Here is a 25,249-nt window from a genome sequence, read left to right as displayed (position 1 = left end):
AAGTAACAGACAAACCTTTTAAATAATAGACTTATGAAGAAGTTAATGATTGCAGCATTGATGATGCTTGGCACGTCGGCTGCATTTGCCGGAGACAGCGAACCGCTGAAGGCCATCCTTAAAATCAAGGACTATGCCGAGGCAACGCAGTTGCTGAAGAGTAGTCTCGACCAGCTGGCCAGCCCGCAAGAGAAGGCCAAAGCCTACGAACATCTGACGAAGCTCGCGCTGGCCAAGTTCGACAAGGAGAACGCCGTGCAGGCTGCAAACATGCAGGCCCAGCTCACCAAGAGCAAGGAGACGCCCTACGACACACTGGGCTTCTACGAGGCTGCCTACCATGCCACGGTGGACGGTCTGGAGTGCTTGAAGTACGATGCCATGCCCGACGAGAAAGGAAAGGTCAAGGCTAAGTATGCCAGCTCTCTGACGCCGCTCATTGCCAACGCCCGCATGCAGCTCGTGACCGCCGGCAACCACTTTGCCCAGAACGGCAAGGAGGAGGGCGTGCTGAAGTATTGGGGCACATTCCTCGATACCGACGACAACCCCATCTTCCAGGCTTCCAAGGCCAACGAGGCCCAGTTCCTCGGCCAAGTGGCTTACTATACGGCGCAGTATGCCAATCAGGCCCAGCAGTATGACAAGGCCGTGAAGTATGCAGACATTGCCATGCAGGACACCGCCATGCGTAAGCAGGCCGAGACTTTCAAGTTTGCCATTGCCCAGCGCAACCTCAAGACGCATGCCGACTCGCTGAAATACGTGGAGCAGATCAAGGCCCTCTACCAGAGCGAGCCGACCAACGAGATGGCGTTCGGCACGCTCTGCAACATGTACAGCGGCCTGGGCATGATGGCTGAACTCGATGCCGTGGTGGCCGACAAGCTGAAACGCGAGCCCAACAATTTCACGGCGTGGGCGCTGAAAGGCCAGACACTGATGAACCGCAACTCCACAGCCGACAAGCCCGACTGGGACGAGTGCATCGAAGCACTGACCAAAGCCGTAGAGCTGGACGGCACCAACCCCGTGGTGCTCACCTACTTGGGCTTCTCGATCAACGCCAAAGCCAGCCAGATCGACGGCAACCGCGCTGCACAGAAGGAGCTCTACACCAAGTCGATGGGCTATCTGGAGCAGGCCAAGAACCTGGATCCCAACCGCGAAAAGGCCAACTGGGCCTATCCGCTCTACCAGTGTTACTATCTGGTTTACGCCGCCAACGACCCCCGCACGGTCGAGATGGAGAAGCTGCTGAAGGGCAACCAGTAAGCCGCCCGCTCCCAACGGCAAACACTTCACGAGAGGCTGTGCCCAACGCTTGGTTGGCACAGCCTCTCCATCCTTAAAGGCAACCCGGCCGCCGGCGGCTTTGCGCTGTGCGGCGGACTTGCCGAATGCAGGTCGAAAAACAAATAAGCGATGCTCGAATTCAAGAATGTCTGCGTCGGTCTTGCCGACGGCACGCAGTCGGCTCCCTTTTCCTTGGTGGTGAATGGGGGCGAGACGGTATGCCTGTCGGGCCCCGGAGGCTCCGGCAAGACCCGCTTGCTGATGGCCGTCATGGGGCTGGCCCCCTTGGCTGCCGGCTATATCACGGTAGACGGCGAGCTTGTCACGCCGGGCTCCGGCAGCTATTTCCGGCAGCTGATGGCCTATGTGCCGCAACAGCCTCCCTGGAACACGCTCACCGTGGCCGAGCTCTGCCGCCAGCTCTTTGCCCTGAAGGTGAACCGCGTCCGGGCGTTCGACCGGCCGGCACTCATGGCCCGGTGGCGGCAGCTCGGCGTGGACGAGCGTTGTTACGACCGCGCGACGCAGACGCTCACCCGCCCGCAGCTGCAACTTGTGCTGCTGTCCATGCTCCCCTTGCTGGGGCGGCCCATGGTGTTGCTCGACGAAATTCCGCAGACGCCTGCCGTGCAGGCCCTGCTCCACCAGCTCACGGCCGACGGCGCCGAGGTGGTGTGCACCTGCCGCGAGCCGCTGCACGGCAGCGGTGCGGAGGCCGACGGGGGCACGCCGACAGCTTTCGACAAAATGATAAAACTCTGAACGATGGAAATTTCTTTGCTCGGTTTTGCCTTGGGACTGCTGTTGCTGGCCATCCCTTTGTACGTAGTCTGGACGGTGGATGCGCGCCGCATGCGCCGCTTGCTGGTGTCGCTGGGGCGCATGGCCCTGATGGTGGGTGCGCTGGGCGGGCTCATCCACCTGCTGATGCGCTGGAACAGCGTGCCGCTCACCCTCCTGGCCGGCGTGGCCGTGCTGTTGGCCTCGGCGGCGATCACCGTCCGGCACGCCCGCCTCGGCATGGCCCGCCTGCTGCTGCCCGTCGTGGTCGGCACGCTGCCGGCCGTGCTGTTTGTCAGCCTCTACATGGTCTTTCTGGTGCTGGGACAGCGGCAAGTCTTCGATACGCGCCTTTTCATTCCTGTGCTGGCCTTGGTTATCGGCGGCATCATCGGCCTGAATGCCAGGGCGCTGCACACTTACTACATGGGTTTGCAGCACCATGCGCAACTCTACCATTACCTGCTGGGCAACGGCGGAACCCACCGCGAGGCCTTGCGCCACTTTGTGCGGCGCAGCTTTCAGGCCGCCCTCTACCCGCTGCTGAAGCAGATGAGCGGCATGGTCACCCTCTCGGCCCCGTCACTTCTGCTGGCACTGGTGCTGGCCGGAGTGGATGTAGGCACGGCCGTGGCATTCCAGTTGTTGCTCTTTGTGGCCGTGCTGGCCGCCTCGACGGCCTCGCTTTGGATCACGCTCGAAATCGGACGTCGCTACGGTTTCGACGATTACGGCCGTCTGCGCCCAGTGAGCTCCGGTGTGCCGGCGGGTCACGCAGGGCCTACGGCTGCCCCGCAGACGGGGCCCGACGAGCGGCAGACGTCTGCTGCGGCGCCAGCCGAAGCGTCTTTATCCAGTCCTTCAGCACCCCTCCATACTGATTCTGAGAGTCGGCCACCAGCACAATGACGCGCGAGCCGTCCGCCAGCGTGGGCCCGAGGCACATCCCTTCGTAGTTGGCCAGGCTGCGGCCGGCCAGCGTGAGGCGTGTGCGCCACTCGGCCACCAAGGTCTTTCCGGGTGCGTCCATGGGGGCCGCGGGCCCGTTGCCCTGCTTCGCCGGGGGCGGCGTGAGGTGGAACAGCTTGCAGTTGACAAAGGCCCCCAGCTTGGCCCGAGGCACCCAGAACTCGCGTTCGAGCAGCAGCAGACTGCCGTCGTCGAGCGCACAGAGCGTGCCTATGCCGTGGGCATGGGACCGTGCCTTGCGTGCATCGCCCACGGGCGCGTCCAGTCGGTAGCGCAGGCACTGCCTCGGGTGGAGCAGACTGTCGTAGGATTGGATGAACACCGTGTCGCTCTCGTTGCAGGTCCACAGCGTGCGCGATGCGGCGTGGTAGGTCAGCGCCTCCAGTCCAAGGTTTGCGCCGAGGTGCCGGTAGACGCCGGTCGGTGCGATGTCGCGCCCCGTGCGCCGTCCGTCGAGCGTGTATTCGCGCAGGTGGTTGTCGGCCTCGCCGCTGATCCATACGGTTTCCTGCTGTGGGCAGTAGGCTATGCCCTCGTCGTCGCGGTTGGGCAGTCCGCAGCCGTGGAACCCCGTGTTGCGGGCCGACAGCAGCTCGCCCGTCAGCGAGTCGGTCTTGATTTCAAAGACGAAGAAGCCGTCTTCCTCGCTCTTGTCGCTCACCACGGCATAGCGTTCGCCGCCCAACCACGCGATGCCGCTGTAGTTTCCCGGCGGAATGGTCTTGGGGAAGGCGCGTTGCGGCAGCACGGTCACGATGGGGTGGGGCGCGGCCGGGGACTGCGCAAGGCCGTGCAGGGCGGTGGCCAGCAGCCCTAATATAAATAGGTGTACCTTTCTCATGTTGTATGTAGAACGTCTTCGGCTGGCCGTTATTGTTAGTTTTTCTCACAGATGGCACAGATTTCACAGATACTTTGCGTAGAATTTTCTCACAGATTCCACAGATTTCACAGATGCTGCGCGGTGATTGGCATCTGTGAAATCTGTGGAATCTGTGAGAAATACCCCTGCGAAGTATCTGCGAAATCCGTGGAATCTGTGAGAAAAGCCTTGCGCAGCATCCATGAAAATCCGTGTGATCCGTGGCGATACCCGCACGCTTGGAAAATGAAACGCCTTGGCGCGGACATGGCGTGTGGGGACAATCCGTTTTTCATGACGGCGTAAACGCCAGAGAAAAACGGTGGAATCGCGGGGCGATTGCGCCGTAACGGCCCCGCGATTACACCGCAATGCCCATGCGTCCGCACCGTGCTTTTTCCACCACCGCCCTGCAAAAAACCACGAAATTGTTTGGCGGTCAAACTGGAAATCCGTATATTTGCAACAGAATAAAGGAGAAACCGTTTGGGGGATTGTATCGATTCGATCGGGATACTCATCAAATTACGTTGAAAACAGAGCATGCTTCTCTTGCCAATGGCGGGCCACATCAAGCACCAAGTGCCCAGCTGTAAAGCCGGTGGATTACAAAGACGGAGAGCGCTCACAACTTTTTAAGCTGGAGTTTTCATCACATCATCGTTACGATCCCCTTTTCAATCAGGGAGAATTGAGGGCGGCCGCCGTGCCGGCACTCGGTTCTCCCTTTTAAAACTACAGGACATGTTTAGCGGAATCGTAGAAGAGATGGCCACCGTTGTCGCCATCAAGAAGTATCAAGGCAACGTGGACTTCACGCTGAAATGCTCGTTCACGGGGGAGCTTCAGATAGACCAGAGCATCGCCCACAACGGCGTTTGCCTCACCGTGGTGGCCATCGAGGGCGACGCCTACACCGTCACGGCGATGAAGGAGACGCTCGACCGTTCCAACCTGGGCCGCCTCCGGGTGGGCGACCGCGTGAACGTGGAGCGGTCGATGCTGATGAACGGGCGGCTCGACGGCCACATCGTGCAGGGCCATGTCGACGAGACGGCCACCTGTGTGGCCATGGCCGACGCCGACGGCTCCACCTATTTTACCTTCCGCTACCCGCTCGACCGGGCCATGGCCCGCCGCGGATACTTCACGGTGGACAAGGGCTCGGTGACGGTCAACGGTGTGTCGCTCACCGTCTGCGAGCCCACCGACGACACGTTCAAGGTGGCCATCATCCCCTATACGCGCGAGCACACCAACTTTCGGGACATCAAAGTGGGCAGCGTGGTGAACCTGGAGTTCGACATTCTGGGCAAGTACATCGCCCGTCTGTACGACTTCGGCTGACGCTCCGGGCCGTCGTGGCCGCTGCACGGCGGTTGGGAGCCCTCGCGTTGTCCCGTCTTTTCATCCTGCTGCCTTGCCAGCCATCCACGTGGGGAAATGTTGCCGAATGTGACATTTCCCCTAACTTTTGTTAATAATCGGCGGACTTTATAAACTTTTTGCCTCGGTTTCAGTCCAACGTTTACAATTCGATTAATCACCAAATTGCCAGTTTATGAATAAAACGCTTATGGCATCTGCCATGACTCTCCTGCTGCTCGGTGCACCGCTCACGGCCGGTGCCAGGCAGTGGTCGTTGCAAGAGTGCATTGCCTACGCCCTGCAAAACAACATTTCGCTTCAGAAAACGCGCGTCCAGCACCTGAGCGCCATCGAGGATCTCAAGCTGAGCCAGGCCGCCCTGCTGCCTTCGCTCTCGGCCTCGACCTCGCAAAACGTCACCTACAACCCATGGCCCGAGACGGGAAGCTACACCATTGCCGGCGACAAAGTGCAGACCAACGTGGATAAGGCCTACTACAACGGGTCGTACAGCGTGAGCGGAAGCTGGACCGTTTGGAACGGCGGGCGCAACCGCAACCAGGTGAAGATGGACAGGCTGACCGCCGACCGGGCCGCTCTGGACAGTGCAACCACGGCCAACAGCATCCAGGAGCAGATAGCACAGCTCTATGTGCAGATACTCTATTCGCGGGATGCCGTTGAGGTGAACCGGGCCACGCTCGAGACCTCGCGGAAGAACGAGGCCCGCGGACAGGAGTTTGTCAAGGTGGGCAGCATGAGCAAGGCCGACCTGGCCCAGCTCACGGCCCAGCGTGCCCAGGATGAATACGCACTCGTGCAGGCCGAGAGCAGCCTCAAGGACTATAAGCGGCAGCTCAAACAACTGCTCCAAATCACCGACCAGGAGGAGTTCGACGTGACCGTTCCGGAGGCCACCGACGCCATGGCCCTGCAGGAAATTCCGGGCGTGACGGGCGTCTACGAGACGGCGCTGAACAACCGTCCCGAAATCAAGAACGCCTTGTTCGCCATCGAGGGCGGCGACCTGCAAATCAAGGCGGCCCGTGCCCAGCGGCTCCCCACCGTGTCGCTCAATGCCGGTCTGAGCGCCAACACCACCTCGATGAACAGCCGCGCCTGGGGCACGCAGCTCAAAAACAACTTCGCCGTGGGCGGCGGATTCACCGTGAGCGTGCCCATCTTCGACAACCGACAGGCTCGCACGGCCGTCAACAAGGCCATATTGTCCAAGCAATCGTATGCCCTCGACCTCAAAGATCGGCAGACCACGCTCTATTCCGCCATCGAGAACTTCTGGCTCCAGGCCGTCAACAACCAGGCGCAGTTCAAGAGTGCCCGCGTGAGCACCGAGAGTGCGCAGGCCAGTTATGAGCTGCTGAGCGAGCAGTTCCGTCAGAACCTGAAGAATGTCATCGAGCTGATGAACGGCAAGGACGCCTTGGCCAAGGCCCAACAGGCCGAGCTTCAAGCCAAGTATCTCACGATACTCAACATCGACCTGCTCAAGTTCTATCAGGACGGAACGCTGAAATAGCCCTCGGGCACCGTATCAAGATAACATTGCACACAGCCTTTATGAAAAAGATAAGTAAGATTTGGGTCATCGTGGCCGTCATCGTGGTTGCGGCCGCAGCCGCTTTCCTGCTCTCCGGCAACAAGGAGAAAGAGGAGGTTGAGTTTGTCACCGAGGCTGTGGGGCCGGCCAACATCGAGAACAGCATCACGGCCACGGGCACCATCGAGCCGGTGACGTCGGTCACCGTGGGCACCCAGGTGTCGGGCATCGTGAGCAAGCTCTACGTCGACTACAACAGCGTGGTGAAGAAAGGACAGGTCATTGCCGAGCTCGACAAGACCAATCTCATGAGTGAACTCAACACCGCCAAGGCCAATCTGGCCAGTGCCCGGAGCACGCTGGACTACCAGTCGGCCAACTTCACCCGCTATGCCGCCCTCTATAAAAAGGGGCTCATCGCCGCCAACGACTACGACCAGGCCCGCCTGTCCTACCAGCAGGCCCGCGAACAAGTGGCCACAGCCCGGGAGAATGTGCAGAAGGCGCAGACCAATCTGGGCTACGCCACCATCACTTCGCCCATCGACGGCGTGGTGCTTTCCAAGAGCGTGGAGGAGGGACAGACGGTGGCCGCCAGCTTCAGCACGCCTGAACTGTTCACCATTGCCCAGGATCTGACCAACATGCAGGTGGTGGCCAACGTGGACGAGGCCGACATCGGCAACGTCAAGGTGGGCGAACGCGTGGCCTTCACCGTCGACGCCTACCCCGACGACACCTTTGCCGGCACCGTGAAGCAGGTGCGCCAGGAGGCCACCACCAACAACAATGTGGTGACCTACGAGGTGGTCATCAGCGCTCCCAACGCCGACCTCAAGCTCAAGCCGGGGCTCACGGCCAACGTCACCATCTATACCCAGGAGAGCAAAGGCGTGCTCAGCGTGCCCAGCAAGGCCTTGCGCTACACCCCCGAAAAGGAGACGGTGGGCCAACGGAAGATTAAAGACGCTCCCAACGCCAAGAACAAGGTGTGGACGCTCGAGGGAAACACCGTGGTGGCACACAGTGTCGGCATCGGTATCACCGACGGCACGCACACCCAGATACTCGGCGGCATCCGCCAGGGACAGCGGGTTATCACCGGCGTCAGCGTGAAGTCTGCCGGCGACGAAGCCTTCGCCGACGGCGGACAAGCCTCGGAATCGAGCCCCTTTGCGCCGGGCCGGCCGGGCGGAAACAAGAAGAAGTAACCGCGAAAGAAGATAGCTTATGTCTGTTCAGGTACAGCAACAACCGCAGCCGCGGCCCCAAACCGAAGACCGGAAAGTGGTCATCGAGCTGCAAGACGTGAGGCGCGACTTCCTCGTGGGCGACGAAACCGTGCATGCCCTGCGCGGCGTGTCGTTCAAAATCTTCGAGGGAGAGTTTGTCACCATCATGGGAAAGTCGGGCTCGGGCAAGTCCACACTGCTCAATCAACTGGGTTGCCTCGACACCCCTACCACGGGCGAGTACTATCTCGACGGCGTTTCGGTGCGCACCATGAGCAAGTCGCAGCGGGCCGTTCTCCGCAACCGCAAGATAGGATTTATCTTTCAAAACTACAACTTGCTGCCCAAAACCACCAGCGTGGAGAACGTGGAGTTGCCTCTGATGTACAATGCCGGCGTCTCGGCTCAGGAGCGGCACGACCGCGCCGTCGAGGCCCTCGAGGCCGTTGGACTGGGCAGTCGCCTCTACCATAAGTCGAACCAGATGTCCGGCGGCCAGATGCAGCGCGTGGCCATAGCCCGTGCACTGGTCAACAATCCGGCCGTCATTCTGGCCGACGAGGCCACGGGCAACCTCGATACACGCACTTCTTTCGAGATATTGGTGCTCTTCCAGAAGCTCCATGCCCAGGGGCGCACCATCATTTTCGTCACCCACAACCCCGACATTGCCCACTATTCCAGCCGCAACATCCAGCTGCGCGACGGCCGTGTGGTGAGCGATGCCTACAACCACAACATTCAGAGTGCCGCCGAGGGCCTTGCCGCCCTGCCGGCCAACACCGACGAATAGGACACCCTTACCCATGAATTATACCAATTTGTTCAAGATTGCGCTCCGCGCCATCCTTGCCAACAAGATGCGATCGTTCCTTACGGCCCTCGGCATCATCATTGGCGTGGCCTCCGTCATCACCATGCTGGCCATCGGTCAAGGCTCGAAGCGCAGCATTCAAGCCAACATTGCCGAGATGGGCTCCAACATGATTATGATTCATCCGGGGGCCGACATGCGCGGAGGAGTGCGTCAAGACGCCTCGTCGATGGAGACTCTCAAGCTCACCGACTACCAGACGCTCAAGGACGGGTGCGCTTATATCAAGGCGATAAGCCCTGTTGTGAGCAGCAGCGGCCAGTTCATCTACGGCAACAACAATACGCAGTCCACCATTTATGGGGTCAATCAGGAGTATCTCGGCATTCGACAGCTCAGCGTGAGCGACGGCGAGGTGTTCACGCAGCAGGACATCAAGTCGAGCGCCAAGGTGTGCATTCTCGGCAAGACGGTCGTCGACTATCTCTTTCCCGACGGCAGCGACCCCATCGGCCGCGTCATTCGGTTCAACTCCATCCCGTTCCGCGTCATCGGTGTGCTCAAGAAAAAAGGCTACAACTCCATGGGCATGGACCAGGACAACCTGGTGCTCGCACCCTATACCACGGTGATGAAGCGCATCCTGGCCCAGAATTATCTGAGCGAGATACAGGCCTCGGCCATCACGGAAGACGTGACCGACAAGGCCACCGAGGAGATGATTGCCATCCTGCGACGCAACCACAAGCTCAAGGAAGCCACCGACGAGGCTGCGGCCGACGCCGACGACTTCAACATCCGCTCGCAGGAGGAGCTCTCGACGATGATGAATTCCACCACCAACATGATGACTATCCTGCTGGGCTGCGTGGCCGGCATCTCGCTTATCGTGGGTGGTATCGGCATCATGAACATCATGTACGTCAGCGTTACCGAGCGCACCCGCGAGATAGGACTGCGCATGAGCGTGGGGGCGCGCGGCGTAGACATCCTCAACCAGTTCCTCATCGAGGCCATTCTGCTCAGTGTCACGGGCGGCGTCATCGGCGTGGCGTTGGGCGTGGGCGCCAGTTACGCCGTGAGGCTGCTGGCCCACTGGCCCATCTACATCGAGCTGTGGACCATCGCCATGAGCTTTGCCGTCTGCACTTTCACCGGTGTGTTCTTCGGCTGGTACCCGGCCAAGAAGGCCGCCCGGCTCGATCCCATCGAAGCCATCCGCTATGAATAGCGGCCCTCCGCCCTTTTGTCCACCCCCGATCCCTATGTCATGAGTGCAACTGTCAAGCCCAACTGGACGCGGTTTGGTATCGCCATGTGGTTGATGATCTTCCTGTCGCCGCTGCTTTATACCGACACAACCGACCACAACTGGCGGAGCTACCTCCGCTATCTCATCGTGCCCAGCCTCATGCTGTCCACCTATCTCTTCAACTACTACGTGCTCATCCCGAAGCTCTACTTCCACAACCGCCGGGTTGCTTTCTTTGCAGTCAACATCGTGATGGTGTGCGCGCTGGTCTATGGCATCCATCTGTGGAACGCAGCACCCGGCTGGGACAGTGCCGCTGCCCCCCTTTCCGGGCCGGATGGCCGGCGGCGGTACAACCTGCCCCTGCTCATGATGTTCAAGAATGCCTTTATGCTCTTCGCCTCTTGGGGGGCGGCCACGGCCGTCAGGATGACGGAGCGGTGGCGCACGGCCGAGGTGCAGCGGCGCATGGCCGAAAAGGCGCGCATCGAGGCCGAACTCAAGGTGCTGCGTGCAGAGATTCACCCGCACTTTTTGCTCAACACTTTGAATAATATCTACGCCCTTATCGCGTTTGATAAGGACAAGGCACAGTCGGCCGTGGAGAGTCTGGGCAACATGCTGCGCCATGTGCTCTACGACAATCAGAGGCCCCGCGTCGGCATCCACAGCGAGATAGAGTTCATCAACGACTACATCAACCTCATGCGGCTGCGGCTGCGCAGCAACGTGCGCGTCACCACAAGCTACGAGCTGCCGCCCGACTGCAAGCTCACCGTAGCCCCCAATGTGGGCATCGCCCTCGTGGAAAACGCTTTCAAGCACGGCGTGTCGGCCAGCGAGCCGAGCTTTGTTTCCATCCGCATTTACATGGAGGGGGACGACTATGTGCTCTGTGTGGCCAACAGCAACTACCCCAAGCCGGCCTCCAACCGCAGCGGCCACGGAGTGGGGCTCTCGTATATCCGCCGCCGTCTCGACCTGGAATACGGCGGAGGCTACCGGTGGACCTACGGGCCTGTGCACGACAATAAGGAATACCAATCAAAAATTACGCTTTATGACATTGAACTGTATCGTCATCGACGATGAGCCGCTGGCCGCCGATTTGCTGGCCAGCTACGTTTCGCGAACGCCTTTTCTTCATCTTGTCGGTGCCTACAACAGTGCGGTGGATGCCATCCGCGACATCCATACCAACGCCATCGACGTGGCCTTTCTCGACATTCAGATGCCCGAACTCAACGGTGTAGAGCTGGCCACGCTCCTGCCCCGGCAGACCCGCGTGGTGTTCACCACGGCCTTTGCACAGTATGCCATCGAGAGCTACAAGGCCAATGCCATCGGGTATTTGCTCAAGCCCATCGCCTATGACCGCTTTCTCGCCGTGGCCCACAAGGCCCTCGTGCTTGGCGGCAGGTCGGACAGCGCCTCGTCCGTGGGCGCAGACCGCTTCCTCTTTGTGCGTAGCGACTACAAGATTCTCAAGTTGCCGTTCGACAATATTCTCTACATCGAGGGCCTGAAAGACTATGTCAAGTTTGTGCTCGAACGCCCCACACCCGACGGGCAAACAGAGGTGACGAGCCTGCTCAACATGAAACATCTGGACCATATCCTGCCCATCGACACGTTCATGCGCGTGCATCGCTCCTACATTGTCAACCGAAGCAAAATCAATCTCATCGACCGCAGCCGCATTGCCTTTGGTTGCGCCTTCGTTCCCATCAGCGAAACGTACAGGGACGAGGTGCAGCGTTTCATCGACGACCACACGGCCGTGTGAGGCACGCCGGTTTACCGGCATGCGGCAAGTGCCCGCCGCAGGGGCCGGCACGGCGGCCGGGCCCTGCGACAGTGCCTTTCCCTCTCCCTTTTTCTTTCTTCTTCTTTTGCGCTTGACCCCGTGAGGCGTTTTGCCCTGCGGCGCAATGGCCGCGCGATTGCACCGTAACGGCCGTACGTTTGCACCGTAACGGCATCGTGATTACGGCGTAACGGCCGTGCGATTCGCTCGTAACTAATCAATGAAAATGAAGAAATATAGGAGTTGGCGCAAACTAACTGATAATGAGGATGGAATGCACAAATTAGCATGATGTTGCTCTGTTTGTAAAGGGCAGAAATATGCAGATTTAGGCAGAAGTTCAGTTACCAGAGTGTTACCCTATTTTGATGTTGGTAACGATGGTGCAGTATTCGGTAACTGAATTATTTTCGCTCGTGCGTCTGTTGCTTTGGTCGGCAGTTTTCTGCGTATGTGAGGAACGCTTTAATTCGAGTAATTTTGCCCACAAATATTAAAGCGTATGAAAACAGAGAAAATGAAGGTGTTGCTCTACCTTAAAAAGAGCGGTTTGGACAAGTCGGGAAAAGCTCCGATTATGGGGCGTATTACCATTGAGCGTTCCATTGCTCAGTTTAGTTGTAAACTCTCCTGCAATCCCGACTTATGGAATCCCCGTGAGAGCAGAATGGACGGCAAGAGCCGCGAGGCGGTAGAAATTAATGGGAGGTTGGAAAATCTTCTGCTTTCCATTCAATCTGCCTATCAGTCGTTGATTGCCAAAGGACAGCCATTTGATGCAACCGATGTAAAGGAACTGTTTCAAGGCAGTGTGCAGGCACGATGCAGGCTCATCGAAAGATTGGATATGCTCATCAGGGAGAAAGAAAGCCATATCGGTATAGACATCAAGGAAGGGTCTATGTACGCCTATCATTCCACTCGGAAACGATTGCAGGAGTTCATTCAGAGGAAGTATCATGTTTCGGACTTGGTTTTCTCGCAGCTGACAGAAAACTTTATCTACGAATTACAAGCATTTTGTCTTGGCGAACTCGGTCATCAGCAAAGCACATTCTTCAGAGTTGCAGCAGATTTGAAGACCGTCTGCAGGTTGGCTTATCGTGAGGGGTTGGCTGATACGCTTCTGTTTGACAAAGTCCATATAGAACGCGGGGAGAAGAAAGCACCCAAGGCTCTCGACAAAAAAGCATTGGATAAACTCAAAGCACTCCGCTTTGATGAATTGGAAAAAGAAATGGAAACAGTTCGTGATGTGTTTCTCTTCGCCTGTTATACCGGTGCAGCCTATTGTGATTTGATGGAACTAGGCAAGAAGCATCTTGTCCGTGATGATGCAGGTAGTTTGTGGTTGAAGTTCAACCGACAGAAGACGGGTGTGCTTTGTCGTATCAAGTTGTTGCCGGAAGCTGTTCGGTTAATTGAGAAAATGCATAGCGATGAAAGGGAAGCACTGCTGCCTTTCATCAAATATCCCACTTATCAGTCCTGTCTTAAAGCCTTGCGACTACGGGCAGGTATTTCTTTTCCCTTTACTTCGCATACTGCAAGGCATACCTTTGCCACACTTATCACCTTGGAGCAGGGCGTTCCTATTGAAACGGTGAGCAAGATGCTCGGACATACGAACGTAAGTATGACCGAACGTTATGCAAAGGTAACACCGCAGAAACTCTTTGAGGAGTTTAACCGTTTCCTTTCTTTCACAGAAGATTTACGTTTAACCATTTAACCAAGATTTTTTATGAGAAGTACATTCAAGATATTGTTTTACATCAACAGAAAGAAAATAAAGGCAGACGGCAAGACCACCATTCTCTGCCGTATCACCATAGACGGAAAGAGTACCGCCATTACCACAGGCGAGGAATGCAAATCCTCCGAGTGGAACAGCAGGAAAGGACTGACAACCGACAAGAACACCAATCAAAGAATCGGCGAGTTCAAAGAACTTGTAGAAAAGGCCTATCAGGAGATATTGATAAAGGACGGAGTGGTAAGCATGGAACTGCTCAAGAACCGTTTGCAGGGGATAGCCACCATGCCGACAACACTTCTTGCCATGAGCAAAGCAGAACTGCAATCCGTTAAAGAGTGCGTGGGCAAATCAAGAGCTGAGGGAACCTATCAGAATCTTCTTTATTCAGATAAGTTACTTACGGAGTTTGTAAAGGATAAGGGAATGACGGATATAGTCATAGCCACTATAACGGAAGACTTGTTTGAAGAATACCGTTTCTATCTGAAAAAGCGAGGTTTGACAACAGCTACCATGAATCGTTACCTTTGTTGGTTGAGTAAGCTGATGTACCGTGCGGTCAGTCAAATGCTCATTCGCTGTAATCCTTTTGAGAAAGCTAAGTATGAGAAAGCGGAACAGAAGATACGCTTTCTGCAAAAGAGCGATGTTGCCAAACTCATGGCATTGAGAGTACCTGATAAGGAAGCAGAACAAGCAAGACGGATGTTTGTCTTCTCATGCTTCACGGGCTTGGCTATTGCTGATATGGAACATTTGCAATTTGGACACATTCAAACGGCAGCAGACGGAAAGAAATATATTAGAAAGGAACGGCAGAAAACAAAGATGGAGTTTATTGTGCCCCTGCACCCGATAGCGGAGGCCATCATCAATCAATGCAAGAAAGAACAACTGAGCATGAAAGAAATGCAGACAGTGAAAGGAAAAGGCGACGACTTTATTTTTCACTGTGCTTGTAGCCGTAGCGTGATGAGTGCAAAGCTGAGCATCGTGGGTAAGGCGTGTGGCATCAGAGAACGGTTGTCCTACCACATGGCGAGGCACACATTCGGCACGATGAGTTTAAGTGCAGGGATACCTATCGAAAGCATTGCCAAGATGATGGGGCACGCCTCTATATCCAGTACTCAAATCTACGCACAGGTTACCGATAATAAGATTTCGGAGGATATGGACAGATTGATAAGGAAACATCAAAAAGAAGAAATAAGGGAGGAAGCCGTATGAATGTCAATCACCATCAAACAAAAAGAGAGCGCAGCTATTTCGAGTGGGGCGACAATATGCAAATCATTCGCAAAGGTAAAGGTGATATAGTCATGACCGAGAGTGAGCTCGTTGACTTCTTCGGTGTAACATGGAAGAAACTCAACTATCGTCTGCAGCAACTACTAAAAGTATCTTCCCTACGTCCCGATGAAAGGGATACAGGGGAGTTAGAAGTATTCGTAAATGGGCTGTTAAAAGGTTATGCCCCACTTTATCCGCTTTCAATCATCATCGCTTTGTCTTATCAATTGGACAGCACGGAAGTACACTTGTTCAGGAAATACATCTGTCGAGAACTGCAACGCCCTGTACCTGTGAGGGAGCAGATATACCTGCAATGGCAGTATCAATTGATACACTTTTCTATTTCATCGATATCAATCTACGACATAACTACAAAAGATATAAAATTGTGATAGAAAGAAAGTTAGAATGTAGTTAGAGAAAGACAAGCATTACTACCCTATGACTACATTCTACTTTTCTTCTTTACGTACTTTCACATGTTATTTTTATTTTGAGTATAATCATTTCATGTATTAAAATGGAATCAGAAACTATACTTCATCTTCACCCACGCTTCGGAGTTCTTACCATACATGGCAAACTTGCCTTTGTTGGCATGGAAATAGTCGTAGCCGGCGGTTAGTTCTATATCGTCGTTGAGAGAATAGGAGGCGGAAAGGCGGTTGAAGATGCCGCCGCTTGCCACGTCGATGTAGGCAAAGGTGGAGAGTTTCAGCGTGTTGTGCAGCAGTTCCTTTGAGAGTCTTGCTGTGGCAAGCCCGGCATTGCGATAGACGGAGAGCGCTGCGAGATTGCCCGATGTGTATTTATGATAATACTGTACGCTGATGTTCCAGTCGTTACCCGGATACCAGTCTACCCCTGCAAGGGCGTTGAGCGTGTTGCGCCGCACGGCATTTTGCCCCAAGCCGCTTCCTTGTGCCTCGCCTATGTACTCGGCGACTTCGGCGCGGAGGACAAACTGACCGACGGGCAATGAGCAGTCGGCACCCAACATCGTCATACGGCGGTACTGTCCGTTGATGTGGAGCGTCCTTCCATCGCCCGACAGGGCAGGGCAAAGGGCAGGCAGCTTGTTCCACGTCCGCAAGGCACTCACGGAGAAGTCTATTCCGCTGAGATTGACGCTTACCCGTCCGCCAAACTCCATATTCTTGATTTTCTTCTCCGGCTTGCCGCTTTCCAAGTCGGTGGTGTAAGGCAGTGGTGCAGACGGTAGGCGGATTGCCCACGGATTGCGCTCGTCTGTCGGCAACACGAAGAAGTCTACCACAGGATTGCACACGGCTTCAAGGGTGACCGAACCTCTTGTGTATTTTGCACGCAGCCCATTGACGGGCATGCGAATGTCGTCGTAGTCTTGTGCGAGAAACTCAGTATAGTCGAACGGCGACACGCAATCGGTAACGCGCAGTGCATCCGCCACGCCCCATACGACAATCTGCCGCCCGACGCGCAGGTCGAAGTTGCCCTTTGCATAAGAGAGATAAGCCTCGCGCAATTCCAGTCCTGTGCGTTCTTTCAATATTCCGTTGTAGGTGGCGTTCAGGGATAGGAAGAGCGAAGCCGCCCCTTTCTCGAGTTTGAGTTCTCCCCGCGCCCGAGTCCGCGAAGCCATCCAGTCGGCACGTCCCTCCGTCCTGACGGCATGGTAGGTATCAAGAAAACCTTTCACCTGCACCTGAAAAGCGTTAGCGTCCGATGCTTCGACCGTTTCCTGCGGAGTGCATGCCGAACCGATGGTGTCGCTATCGGCCGGCAATGTATTATCGATTTGGGCCGCTGCCTGCGCCGAGAGTATCGGCACAAGCAAGAGCATAAATAGTTTCATATCAGAGTCCTTTCTCCAGTTGGGAAACAGTGAAAAGGTTAGGCGACAGCTTTATGTTGAACTTCTGATTGTCCATACGGATAATGGTTTTGTGTCCCGTCTGTACATTCTCCATCTGCATAAGGTGCATCGTCCAGAAGCCCTGCACTTTATTTATGTTGGAAATCGTGAGCCTACGGTGCAGCTTGTTCAGCTTATCGTAATATTCCGCCTTTACCGCCATCAGGCAGTCCTGCCGAACCCAGGTGACGCGGCGTGTGTAAATCTCATCCTTGTCGTTGGGTACCGACTCTACCACCCAACATTTTTGACCGCCCAACATTTCTTCGCGCAGAAGCGTATGCTTCTCTTCGTCCACGCTGCGGGCGCTCATATCGTTGTAGGTAAAGTCGCTGCCCATGAAATAATCGGTTTTCGACGACTTCCCACTGATGCGCCTCGTCTTTTTCATTGCCGGAAGATAGAGCCACTTATCGTCCACCTTGGCGGTATTGTCGTAGTCCCAAGTGAGGAATCCCGTACCCTTCACGTCGCCGGGATAGGTGAAGAACATGATTTTCTTCGTATCATTGCCTATGTCCATTGCCCACGATTCGAGTTTCCTCACACGCTTATGGCCGCTCTTCTGAATGAGCGTCATTTCGATGGTGGCATAACGTGTGTCGCCGTCTGCGCGGTTTCTTACTTTCTGCATGATGTCTCTGCCCGACAGTCCTGCTGCCTGCGCGCTGCAAACCGCCAGTATGGCGATGAGCAGCAATGTGAAATGTTTTGTTTTCATATCGTTATATTTTATGGTGTTTTGTTGTTATCAAGGAAATTCATTTGTCGTTCCCTGGGAAGTCCATCCGTCGTTCCCTGGGAAGTCCGTTTGTCGTTCCCTGGGAAGTCCGTTTGTCGTTCCCTGGGAAGTCCGTTTGTCGTTCCCCGGGAAGTCCGTTTGTCGTTCCCTGGGAAGTCCATCTGCCGTTCCTTGGGAAGCCCGTTTCTCATTCCTTAGGAAGTTCATTTGCCGCGCCCGAGGAAGCCTGTCGATCATTCCCGAATACACGGAGATACTTGAAAAGAATTGGCGCGAGAAAGAGATCTGCCAGCAGGGCCGACATCATACCGGCTACAGCCAGAATGCCCCAATTGCGCATCTGTGTGCCGTCGGAGAAGACGAAGCCTGTAAACGTAGCCGAGATGACGACTGTGGACATGACGATGGCGAGTCCTTCGGTGCGGAAGGTTCGGTTGATGGCTTCTGCATAATTGCCGCACCTGTCATATGCCACATGGCTGTGGTTGATGAAGTGAATGGTGTCATCGACGGCAATACCCAAGACCATCGGAATGAGCGAGGCTGTCATCATATCGAGCGGATAGCCCAACCAACCCATCATCCCGCCCACGATGATGGCGGGGGCAATGTTCGGTATCATCCCAACGAGCCCCACTTTCCAGTTGCCGAAGACAAGCACGAGGATAACGCCGATGACCAAGACCGACAACAGCATCGACCACATCTGTCCGCGCTCCACATACTGCTGCATCACGGTGAACTGCGGTATGCTGCCCACCACCGAGACGTGTGCGCCGGGAAAGAGTTTGCGCGCCTCCGCCTGCAAGTCGTTCATTTCCTTTTCCGCCTCGTTGGAGTTGTAGTCTTTCATCTCCAACTGCAACCGCAGCCGCTTGTAGTCGTAATCCATCCAGTATTCCGACTCCGTACCGCCCGCATTCTCATAGAGCAACAGCAACTGCGCCACCATATCGGCGTTGTCCGGAATACGATAGAACTGCTGCTTGTTGCCGTTGAGCGTGCAGTTCATGTCCTTCACGATGTCGGTGATGGAATTGTGGCGTTTCGTCAGCTTGTAGCCACCCGCAATCTCCGCTAGTCGGTCGAGTTTCTGCAAATTCTCCGGCTTCTTGGCGTCGTTGTCGTGCGGCAAGGTAATCATAAGGTCATAGGAATATATCGAACCGAGTTTGGTTTCGCAGAGGTCGAGGAATTTCTTTACGTATGGAATCTTCCGCCCCATCGTCTTTTCGATGTCGAACGCAGGCTCGATGGAGAAGAGTCCGATACCGCAGAAGATGGTCAGCACAACCGACGAAACGACAATGGAACGATGCCTGCGCATCACGAAACTGCCGAACTGTTCGAATCGTTTGCCGATATATCCTTCAAAACTCTTCGACATATCGGCGGCAGGCTTGCGGTCCTTGCCGAACGACAACAGGATGGGCGTGAGCAGCAGGCAGGTGAGCAGCACGGCAAGCAGACAGAGCGAGGTGTTGATGCCGATGGCTCGCATCGGTACTATCTTCATGGACAGGAACGTCATCATGGCAGCCATGGTGGTAAGTCCCGACAGCAACACGCCCCAACCGGTTTCGCCTACGGCTTCCTTGATGGATTCCCTGCGCTTGCCTGTTTCTACAAACTGCGTTTTGAAGAAATTGTACAGGTGAATGTTGTAGGCGATGGAGCAGGCAAAAGTCAGTATCACGGCAATCATTGTTGTGGTCATGTCGATGTAAATGCCCGTCCAGCCGATGATGCCGAAACTGATGAGCAGTCCGAACACGGACGTGAGCAGTGGTGCAACAACGCCGCGCAGCGAACGGGTTACGATGAGCATCACAACGATGGAGATGATGAAGGCAAAGAGGAACAGCCGCCCCAGTTCGCTTTTGAGATAAACGAATTTCTCGTAGCCCAGATAGGGCATTCCCGCAGCGTTGGGCGACAGTTCGGCGTATTTCGCCTTGCCGATGATGTGTCCCGCTTCTTTGCCCGTAATCATATCGGGCGCAATGTCGCTCGTCTTCTTCCACACGCTGTCTTCGGGGAACGGCCGCAGTTTCACCATAATCCACGTCATCGTGCCGTCGTTTGACACCATCTTCTTTGCCAAATACGGTTTGCTGTACGCTTTCTGCCGGATTACGTTCAGCGAAGCGGTATCAGACGGAATCTCGTCGGGGACAATCTGTTCGATGGTCATACCCTCCTCCGTACCTACGGCAAACTCAATATCGGTGAGCGACGTTACCTTGTCGGCATACGACAGGCTGTCTTTCAGTTCGTTGCTCAGTTCGCGAATGAGCGTCAGGCTGCGTTGGGAGAAGATGTCCTTGTTTTTCACCAGCACCGCCACATAGTAGTCGTTGCCGAAGATAGACTTGAACTCGTTGGTTTTGAGCAGCATCGGGTCGTCGCTCACGAAATAGTCGTCGAACGAAGTTTTCATCACGATGCGCTTCGCTCCCACAAACGAGAAGGCGACGATGACTGCGAACAACGCACCGACCACAAGCCGGTGGCAAAGTATCCAGTCTGCCAACCGCTTGAATTTACTGTTGATTTTTACGATTTTCATTGTTGTTTTATCTTTGTTGTTATTACTATCTCTGAACGGTCGTTATTACTACCTCAGAACGGTCGCCGGAAACCTTTAATACTTATGTCATTGGATCAATTTGTCCAACTAATTAGACTAATTTGTCCAGCTCATTGGACTTGTCTGTCCAACTTATTGGATAAACGCGTCCAATTTGCACGGTCGCCATACGCGTCGTAAGCCATAGGCTGTTGCTGTTTGCCATAATCCTTTGCGAGCGATTGGTGTAGAGGTATTATTGCCGTTTTTCCTGTTGCAGACGAACCATTTGGGCGAACTCGCCGTTGCGAGCCAACAACTCGTCGGGCGTTCCCTGCTCGCTCACCGTACCGCCGCTAAGCACCACGATGTGGTCGGCATTGCGGACGGTGCGCATACGGTGGGCGATGATGATAACGGTCTTGTTGCACACCAGTTCGGAAATTCCCGCTTGTATTTTCGTCTCGTTCTCGGCGTCAAGGCTTGCGGTGGCTTCGTCGAGAAGTATGATTGGGGCATTCTTCAGCAAGGCACGGGCAATGGAAATGCGCTGTCGTTCGCCACCCGAAAGGGTTTCGCCGTTTTCGCCGATGACGGTATCGTAGCCTTGCGGCATTCGGCTGATGAAGTCGTCGCACTGCGCCAGTCGGGCGGCGTGGCGCACTTCCTCGTCGGTGGCGTTGCGCTTGCCGATTCGGATATTGTCGGCAATAGAGGCATTGAACAGCAATACGTCCTGAAAAACAATGGAATAGTGTTTCAGCAGCGTTTCAGGGTCAATCTTCGAGATGTCGTTTCCACCCACAAGAATTTGTCCGTCGTCGATGTCCCAAAAGCGTGCGGAGAGCTTGGCAGTAGTGCTTTTGCCCCCACCCGACGGCCCTACGAGGGCGGTAACAGTGCCTTGGCGTGCCGTGAACGAGACATTGTGCAGCACTTGCTTCTCGGTTTCGTAGGCAAAACTTACGTTGCGGAACTCGATGTCGTAGTTTTCGAGTTGTGCGGCTGCACTTCCCTCCTGCGTGGGCATGCCTTCTATTTCCTTCATACGGTTGATGCGCACGTCGAGGAAGGAGAGAAGGGCAAGGTAGTTGCACACTTCGATAATGGGATTGTAGACCATTGCCGATGCCAAGAGGTAAGCCAAGTAGGTGAATACCGACACTTCGCCCTGCTGCAACAGCCACGCTCCCACCAGTATAACGGTGGGCATGCCGAGCTTGAGCAGCATTCCGGCGAGGTTGAGGAAGACTCCTGCCACGAGTTCGCCGCGCACAAGCTCGTGTTCGTAGCCCTTCAGCCGCTTGTCGAAGCTGCGGCAGTATGCCTGTTCGCCACTGTACGACCTTATTTCCTGCATACATTCAAGCCCTTCCTGTATCTGTTCGGTTACGCCACGCTTCACTTTATAGTGCTGGACGAAGGCTTTGTGGAGCTGACGGCGCGACAGCAGCAGTGTGGTTACGGCGAGCGGAACGACCCAAAAGAGGGCTAAAGCCAAGTGCCAGTTGTAGGAGAACATGCCCACGCCGATGATGACGACGCTCAGAGCCGACGCAAACAGCTGGGGAACAGCGTGCGAGAAGGTTTGCTCGAGCATCGTGCAGTCTTCCATCACGGTAGAGGTGAGGTCGGAAAGGTTGCGCTCGCCGAAGAAAGCGAGGGGCAGTCGGCGCAGTTTTTCCGCCACTCCGATGCGGCGTTGCGCACTCTCGTTGTAGACGGTGGTGTAGGTGCTGTCGTACTGTCGGAGGGCTATGAAGAACATAAGCACTGCCAAGAGCAAAGCCACAAGCACATAGAACCACAGCGTGTGCGGCTCGGTGGAGGGCTTGGCGTCGATGTACTCCATGAGGAAGAAGAACAAATAGGTGGGCGGCAGCATCAATGCGAGGTTCATCAATGTAGAGAAGGCGATGCCTTTCCGCAAGTCTTTCGCTCCTTTTTCGGTGAGGGCGAACCGTTGTTGAAGATATTTTATCATTGTCTTGTATCCTTTCTGTTTAGGTTTATAGTTTCCATGCCACCGACTTTTGGTATTCGTTCCACATCTTATAATATAATGTGGCTTGCTCCATGAGCTGTTGGTGGGTGCCCTGTTCGGCTATTCTGCCCTTGTCCACCACGACAATGTTGTCGGCATCTTGCACGGTGGTCAGTCGGTGGGCTATCATGAGCACGGTTTTTCCGCAAGTCAGGTGGGCAAATGCCTGCCTGATAAGGTGCTCGTTTTCGGGGTCGGCAAAGGCTGTAGCCTCGTCGAGCACCACGATGGGCGCATCTTTCAGAATGGCACGGGCAAGCACTATGCGCTGCTGTTCGCCACCAGAGAGGTATGTTCCCTCCGCTCCTATCACGGTGTCCAGCCCCTGTGGCAGCCGCTCGATGATTTCCCGACTCTGCGAGAGGTCTACGGCACGGTTCACCTGCTCGATGGTTGCATCGGGATTGCCGTAGCGTATGTTCTCCAAAATGGAGGTCTTGAACAGTCGGGTGTTCTGAAACACGAACGACACGTTGCGCATCAGCACTGCCTTATCCATGTGCCGAACGTCCACACCGCCTATTTTCAAACTGCCTTCGCGCACGTCCCAGAAGCGTGGAATGAGCCTTGCGATGGTTGTCTTGCCGCTTCCGGACGCTCCCACCAGCGCAACGGTCTTGCCTTGCGGTATGTCGAGGTCGATGTGGCTTACGGCATCGTGCTCCGCCGCTTCGTATCGGAACGACACATTGCGCAAGCTGACGTCGAAGGCTGCCGCTTTCTCGGGCTCGGAACTCTCTGGAAGCGGCGGCGTGGCGGTGAGTTTCTCCAATCGGTCTACCGCTTCGTTTGCCAGAAAGAGGTTCTGACTGAGGTGCATGGCTTTCATTACGTTGGCTGCAATGATGGGTGCGATGAGCACATACAGCACCATATCGGAAACGATGATGGCAGTCTCGCCGCCGTGCCCTATCAGTATGATGCCCGTAGGCACAAGCAGAAAGGCGAAAGCATTGATGGCTATGGTGTAGGCAGACATAGGCATGCGCCACAGAAGGGTGTACCTGATGACGAGGTCGCGGTAGTTGATGATGCTGTCGTGAAAGCGTTTGAACGAGAACACCGTCTGTTGGAAGACCTTCACGACGGGTATTCCGCGCACGTATTCCACGGCTTCGGCACTCATTTTCTCCTGTGCGTCGAGGTACATACGCTGGAAGTCGTTGTTCTTAGGGTTCATCATGTAGCCCATGATGCCGAAGGCGCACACTATCGGCACCATTGCGGCAATGCCCAACTGCCAGTCTACGGCAAGCAGAAGCACTATGATGCCTATCGGAGCCACCACGCTGCCTGCCACATCGGGCAGTATGTGTGCCACGAAAGTGTGGGTCTGGCTCGAATCCTCGTCTATTATCTTGCGCATGCGCCCCGTGTTCTGCGTGTCGAAAAAGCCCAACGGAACACGCATCAGCCGTTCCATGGCAGTGCGCCGCATATTGGTTTCGATGCGGAAAGCGGAAAGATGCGAGAGCATGAGGGCGGCAAAATAGAGCAGAACATTCGCCACCGACACCACGAAAGCCGCAATGGCATAGTCCCATACGGGCGTATCGGCAAGGTCTCCGTCGGCAGTGAGCAGCGTGCGCACCACCAACCACAGGAAAATAAAGGGTACGAGCGACAGCAGTCCGTTCACTGCAGACAGCACAACCGAGCAGGGCAGCAACGGCTTGCGCCCTCCCATGTAACGTCCTAAGCGTTTCAGTATTTTTATCATAGCTATTTATATGTATTGAAAAGTTATTGTTCTTACGGTTTTCGGTGTGCCCTGTAGCGGTCGGAAACAGCAGCAGAGGGGCAACGATAGTAGCGGTTCTTAGGGTTTCATTAGTTCCTTCCACCCTGCCATGCTGTAGGCAGTATACTGCCGAAGCGCACTGTTCACCTCGCTTTCGTCGTAGTCCTCGTGCTCCACAAGTTCGCAGAAGATGTTCACCCACATAGAACTCGCAATGTGCAGGAAGAAGGGCGAGATGTTGATGTTGATGTGCGGATAGCGCGCTTTCATCAGTCGCAGGTATTCCGAACCAACTTTCATTTGGTGCTTAACTATCCTTTCCTTGTACCCAGCAAGCGATGTGCCTTCGGCATTGAACAACAGCAGGCGCAGTTCGGGGCGGTAAAGCTTCACCATTTTCTTCATTGTGCCGATGTATTCGTTCTGAAAATCGAGTGCGTCGAACACCTCGATGCAGAGGTGCCGCTCCTCGTTGTGCGACAGAATGTAGCGGTTCAGCTCGTTGAGCAGCGGCCGCAACACCTCACAGAACAGCTCGTCCTTGCTGCGGAAGTAGTTATACACGTTGCCAGCAGCAATGCCCGCACGCCGCGCCACCGTGCGGATAGACGTGCTGCGTGCGCCGTGAGCGATGAACTCCTCTCGCGCCACGGCAACGATACGCAGCCGAATGTCGTCTTTCAGTTTCTGCATACCCCCATGAAAACTTTAAATAATGAACGAAGTTCTGTTTTGTTCATAAAAAAATCGCACCGTTTCGTAATCGAACGGTGCGATAGATTGAACGAGCCCATTTGCGCTCTTACTATATAAATATTGTGTATTCGCATAGTTGCAATGTTTATTTTGCAAAAGTAGCAAAGATATAAAAACACCGCAATACCCAAAAATAAGTATTTTGCAATAAATTGGAAAAGCCACTCTACTTTGACCCTTTTGGCCAAACAGGATTGCTCACCTTGGCCATAATATGATTGACCCTTTTGGCCAAAATAACATTAACCACTTAGTACAAGTGTCGTTAGAGTTTTTTTGTGTAGATTTGGGAACCCGAGTCCTGGTGTAAGGGGTAATAATAAAATCTATGCAAATGAACAAGAGAATCAAGAACATTTTAAGATGTTATGCGGCAGGGATGGGTATCAAGGAAACGGCATCCACGTTCCATACTTCCCGTAACACTGTCCGCAAGTATGTCCGCCTGTTCCTTTCAAGTGGGAAAAGCATCGATCAGCTTCTCTCCCTTTCCGAGGAGCAGTTGCATGA

21 protein-coding genes and 1 pseudogene are annotated in these 25,249 nt (G+C 55.0%); 14 read left to right on the top strand and 8 right to left on the bottom strand.

Features of this window, described 5'->3' with window-relative positions; all coding sequences use genetic code 11:
- Positions 1-33 precede the first annotated feature (33 nt).
- From L888_RS0101855 to L888_RS14800, 3 genes and pseudogenes are all read left to right on the top strand, one after another.
- Positions 34-1,275 (top strand): tetratricopeptide repeat protein, encoded by a 1,242-nt coding sequence (locus L888_RS0101855; protein ID WP_027951640.1) that lies wholly within the window; start codon positions 34-36, stop codon positions 1,273-1,275.
- Between the two features lie 150 nt (positions 1,276-1,425).
- Complete coding sequence (locus L888_RS0101850; RefSeq protein WP_027951639.1) at positions 1,426-2,058, top strand: ATP-binding cassette domain-containing protein; 633 nt, start codon at positions 1,426-1,428, stop codon at positions 2,056-2,058.
- Positions 2,059-2,061: 3 nt separating this feature from the next.
- Positions 2,062-2,778 (top strand): annotated as a pseudogene (locus L888_RS14800) (ABC transporter permease); the annotation flags it as partial.
- Between the two features lie 79 nt (positions 2,779-2,857).
- Here L888_RS14800 and L888_RS0101840 read toward each other — a convergent pair.
- Together L888_RS0101840 and L888_RS14375 are read right to left on the bottom strand one after the other, a co-directional pair.
- Positions 2,858-3,886 (bottom strand): esterase-like activity of phytase family protein, encoded by a 1,029-nt coding sequence (locus L888_RS0101840; RefSeq protein WP_027951638.1) that lies wholly within the window; start codon positions 3,884-3,886, stop codon positions 2,858-2,860.
- Between the two features lie 107 nt (positions 3,887-3,993).
- The gene (locus tag L888_RS14375) at positions 3,994-4,428 is read right to left on the bottom strand and encodes a hypothetical protein (RefSeq protein WP_156924971.1); all 435 of its coding nucleotides are present in this window, start codon (positions 4,426-4,428) and stop codon (positions 3,994-3,996) included.
- Positions 4,429-4,651: 223 nt separating this feature from the next.
- Between L888_RS14375 and L888_RS0101830 the strand changes: the two genes are divergently transcribed.
- From L888_RS0101830 to L888_RS0101785, 10 genes are all read left to right on the top strand, one after another.
- Positions 4,652-5,254 (top strand): riboflavin synthase, encoded by a 603-nt coding sequence (locus tag L888_RS0101830; protein WP_027951637.1) that lies wholly within the window; start codon positions 4,652-4,654, stop codon positions 5,252-5,254.
- 214 nt (positions 5,255-5,468) lie between these two features.
- Positions 5,469-6,812: a TolC family protein gene (locus L888_RS0101825; protein ID WP_052323269.1), complete on the top strand. Its 1,344-nt coding sequence runs from the start codon at positions 5,469-5,471 to the stop codon at positions 6,810-6,812.
- Positions 6,813-6,853: 41 nt separating this feature from the next.
- Complete coding sequence (locus L888_RS0101820) at positions 6,854-8,044, top strand: efflux RND transporter periplasmic adaptor subunit (RefSeq protein ID WP_027951635.1); 1,191 nt, start codon at positions 6,854-6,856, stop codon at positions 8,042-8,044.
- A 19-nt stretch (positions 8,045-8,063) separates the two neighbouring features.
- Positions 8,064-8,858: an ABC transporter ATP-binding protein gene (locus L888_RS0101815; RefSeq protein WP_044248419.1), complete on the top strand. Its 795-nt coding sequence runs from the start codon at positions 8,064-8,066 to the stop codon at positions 8,856-8,858.
- Positions 8,859-8,871: 13 nt separating this feature from the next.
- Complete coding sequence (locus L888_RS0101810) at positions 8,872-10,110, top strand: ABC transporter permease (protein WP_027951633.1); 1,239 nt, start codon at positions 8,872-8,874, stop codon at positions 10,108-10,110.
- A 39-nt stretch (positions 10,111-10,149) separates the two neighbouring features.
- The gene (locus tag L888_RS0101805) at positions 10,150-11,223 is read left to right on the top strand and encodes a sensor histidine kinase (RefSeq protein ID WP_027951632.1); all 1,074 of its coding nucleotides are present in this window, start codon (positions 10,150-10,152) and stop codon (positions 11,221-11,223) included.
- Positions 11,192-11,917, top strand: a complete 726-nt coding sequence (locus L888_RS0101800) for a LytR/AlgR family response regulator transcription factor (protein WP_005846736.1) — start codon at positions 11,192-11,194, stop codon at positions 11,915-11,917. The genes L888_RS0101805 and L888_RS0101800 overlap by 32 nt, the downstream gene beginning before the upstream one ends.
- A 523-nt stretch (positions 11,918-12,440) precedes the next feature.
- Positions 12,441-13,670 carry a site-specific integrase gene (locus tag L888_RS0101795; RefSeq protein ID WP_027951631.1) on the top strand — a complete coding sequence of 410 codons (1,230 nt, stop codon included), beginning with the start codon at positions 12,441-12,443 and terminating at the stop codon, positions 13,668-13,670.
- A 12-nt stretch (positions 13,671-13,682) separates the two neighbouring features.
- Complete coding sequence (locus tag L888_RS0101790) at positions 13,683-14,927, top strand: site-specific integrase (RefSeq protein ID WP_027951630.1); 1,245 nt, start codon at positions 13,683-13,685, stop codon at positions 14,925-14,927.
- Positions 14,924-15,385, top strand: a complete 462-nt coding sequence (locus tag L888_RS0101785) for a hypothetical protein (protein WP_027951629.1) — start codon at positions 14,924-14,926, stop codon at positions 15,383-15,385. The genes L888_RS0101790 and L888_RS0101785 overlap by 4 nt, the downstream gene beginning before the upstream one ends.
- 134 nt (positions 15,386-15,519) lie before the next feature.
- Here L888_RS0101785 and L888_RS0101780 read toward each other — a convergent pair whose 3' ends face one another.
- The 6 genes from L888_RS0101780 to L888_RS0101755 form a co-directional block, all read right to left on the bottom strand.
- A complete protein-coding gene (locus L888_RS0101780) occupies positions 15,520-16,827 on the bottom strand; it encodes a DUF1302 family protein (RefSeq protein WP_005846732.1) in 1,308 nt (435 codons plus the stop codon).
- Position 16,828: 1 nt separating this feature from the next.
- Positions 16,829-17,608 (bottom strand): outer membrane lipoprotein-sorting protein, encoded by a 780-nt coding sequence (locus L888_RS0101775; RefSeq protein ID WP_005846730.1) that lies wholly within the window; start codon positions 17,606-17,608, stop codon positions 16,829-16,831.
- A gap of 208 nt (positions 17,609-17,816) precedes the next feature.
- On the bottom strand, positions 17,817-20,198 hold the full coding sequence (locus L888_RS0101770) for an efflux RND transporter permease subunit (RefSeq protein ID WP_027951628.1): 2,382 nt from the start codon (positions 20,196-20,198) through the stop codon (positions 17,817-17,819).
- Between the two features lie 256 nt (positions 20,199-20,454).
- Positions 20,455-22,182, bottom strand: coding sequence for an ABC transporter ATP-binding protein (locus tag L888_RS0101765; protein WP_005846726.1), 1,728 nt, complete (start codon positions 22,180-22,182; stop codon positions 20,455-20,457).
- Positions 22,183-22,207: 25 nt separating this feature from the next.
- The gene (locus tag L888_RS0101760; protein ID WP_005846724.1) at positions 22,208-23,962 is read right to left on the bottom strand and encodes an ABC transporter ATP-binding protein; all 1,755 of its coding nucleotides are present in this window, start codon (positions 23,960-23,962) and stop codon (positions 22,208-22,210) included.
- Positions 23,963-24,061: 99 nt separating this feature from the next.
- A complete protein-coding gene (locus tag L888_RS0101755) occupies positions 24,062-24,676 on the bottom strand; it encodes a TetR/AcrR family transcriptional regulator (protein WP_005846722.1) in 615 nt (204 codons plus the stop codon).
- 397 nt (positions 24,677-25,073) lie between these two features.
- On the opposite strand from L888_RS0101755, the gene L888_RS14370 reads away from it, so the two are divergent.
- Positions 25,074-25,249, top strand: a 176-nt coding sequence (locus tag L888_RS14370) for a helix-turn-helix domain-containing protein (RefSeq protein WP_075261829.1), incomplete at its 3' end; no start/stop codon positions are given.

Origin of the sequence: Hallella seregens ATCC 51272 (assembly GCF_000518545.1) — a bacterium.
Taxonomy (GTDB): Bacteria; Bacteroidota; Bacteroidia; order Bacteroidales; family Bacteroidaceae; genus Prevotella; species Prevotella seregens.
This window is presented reverse-complemented; position numbering and strand designations above follow the sequence as displayed.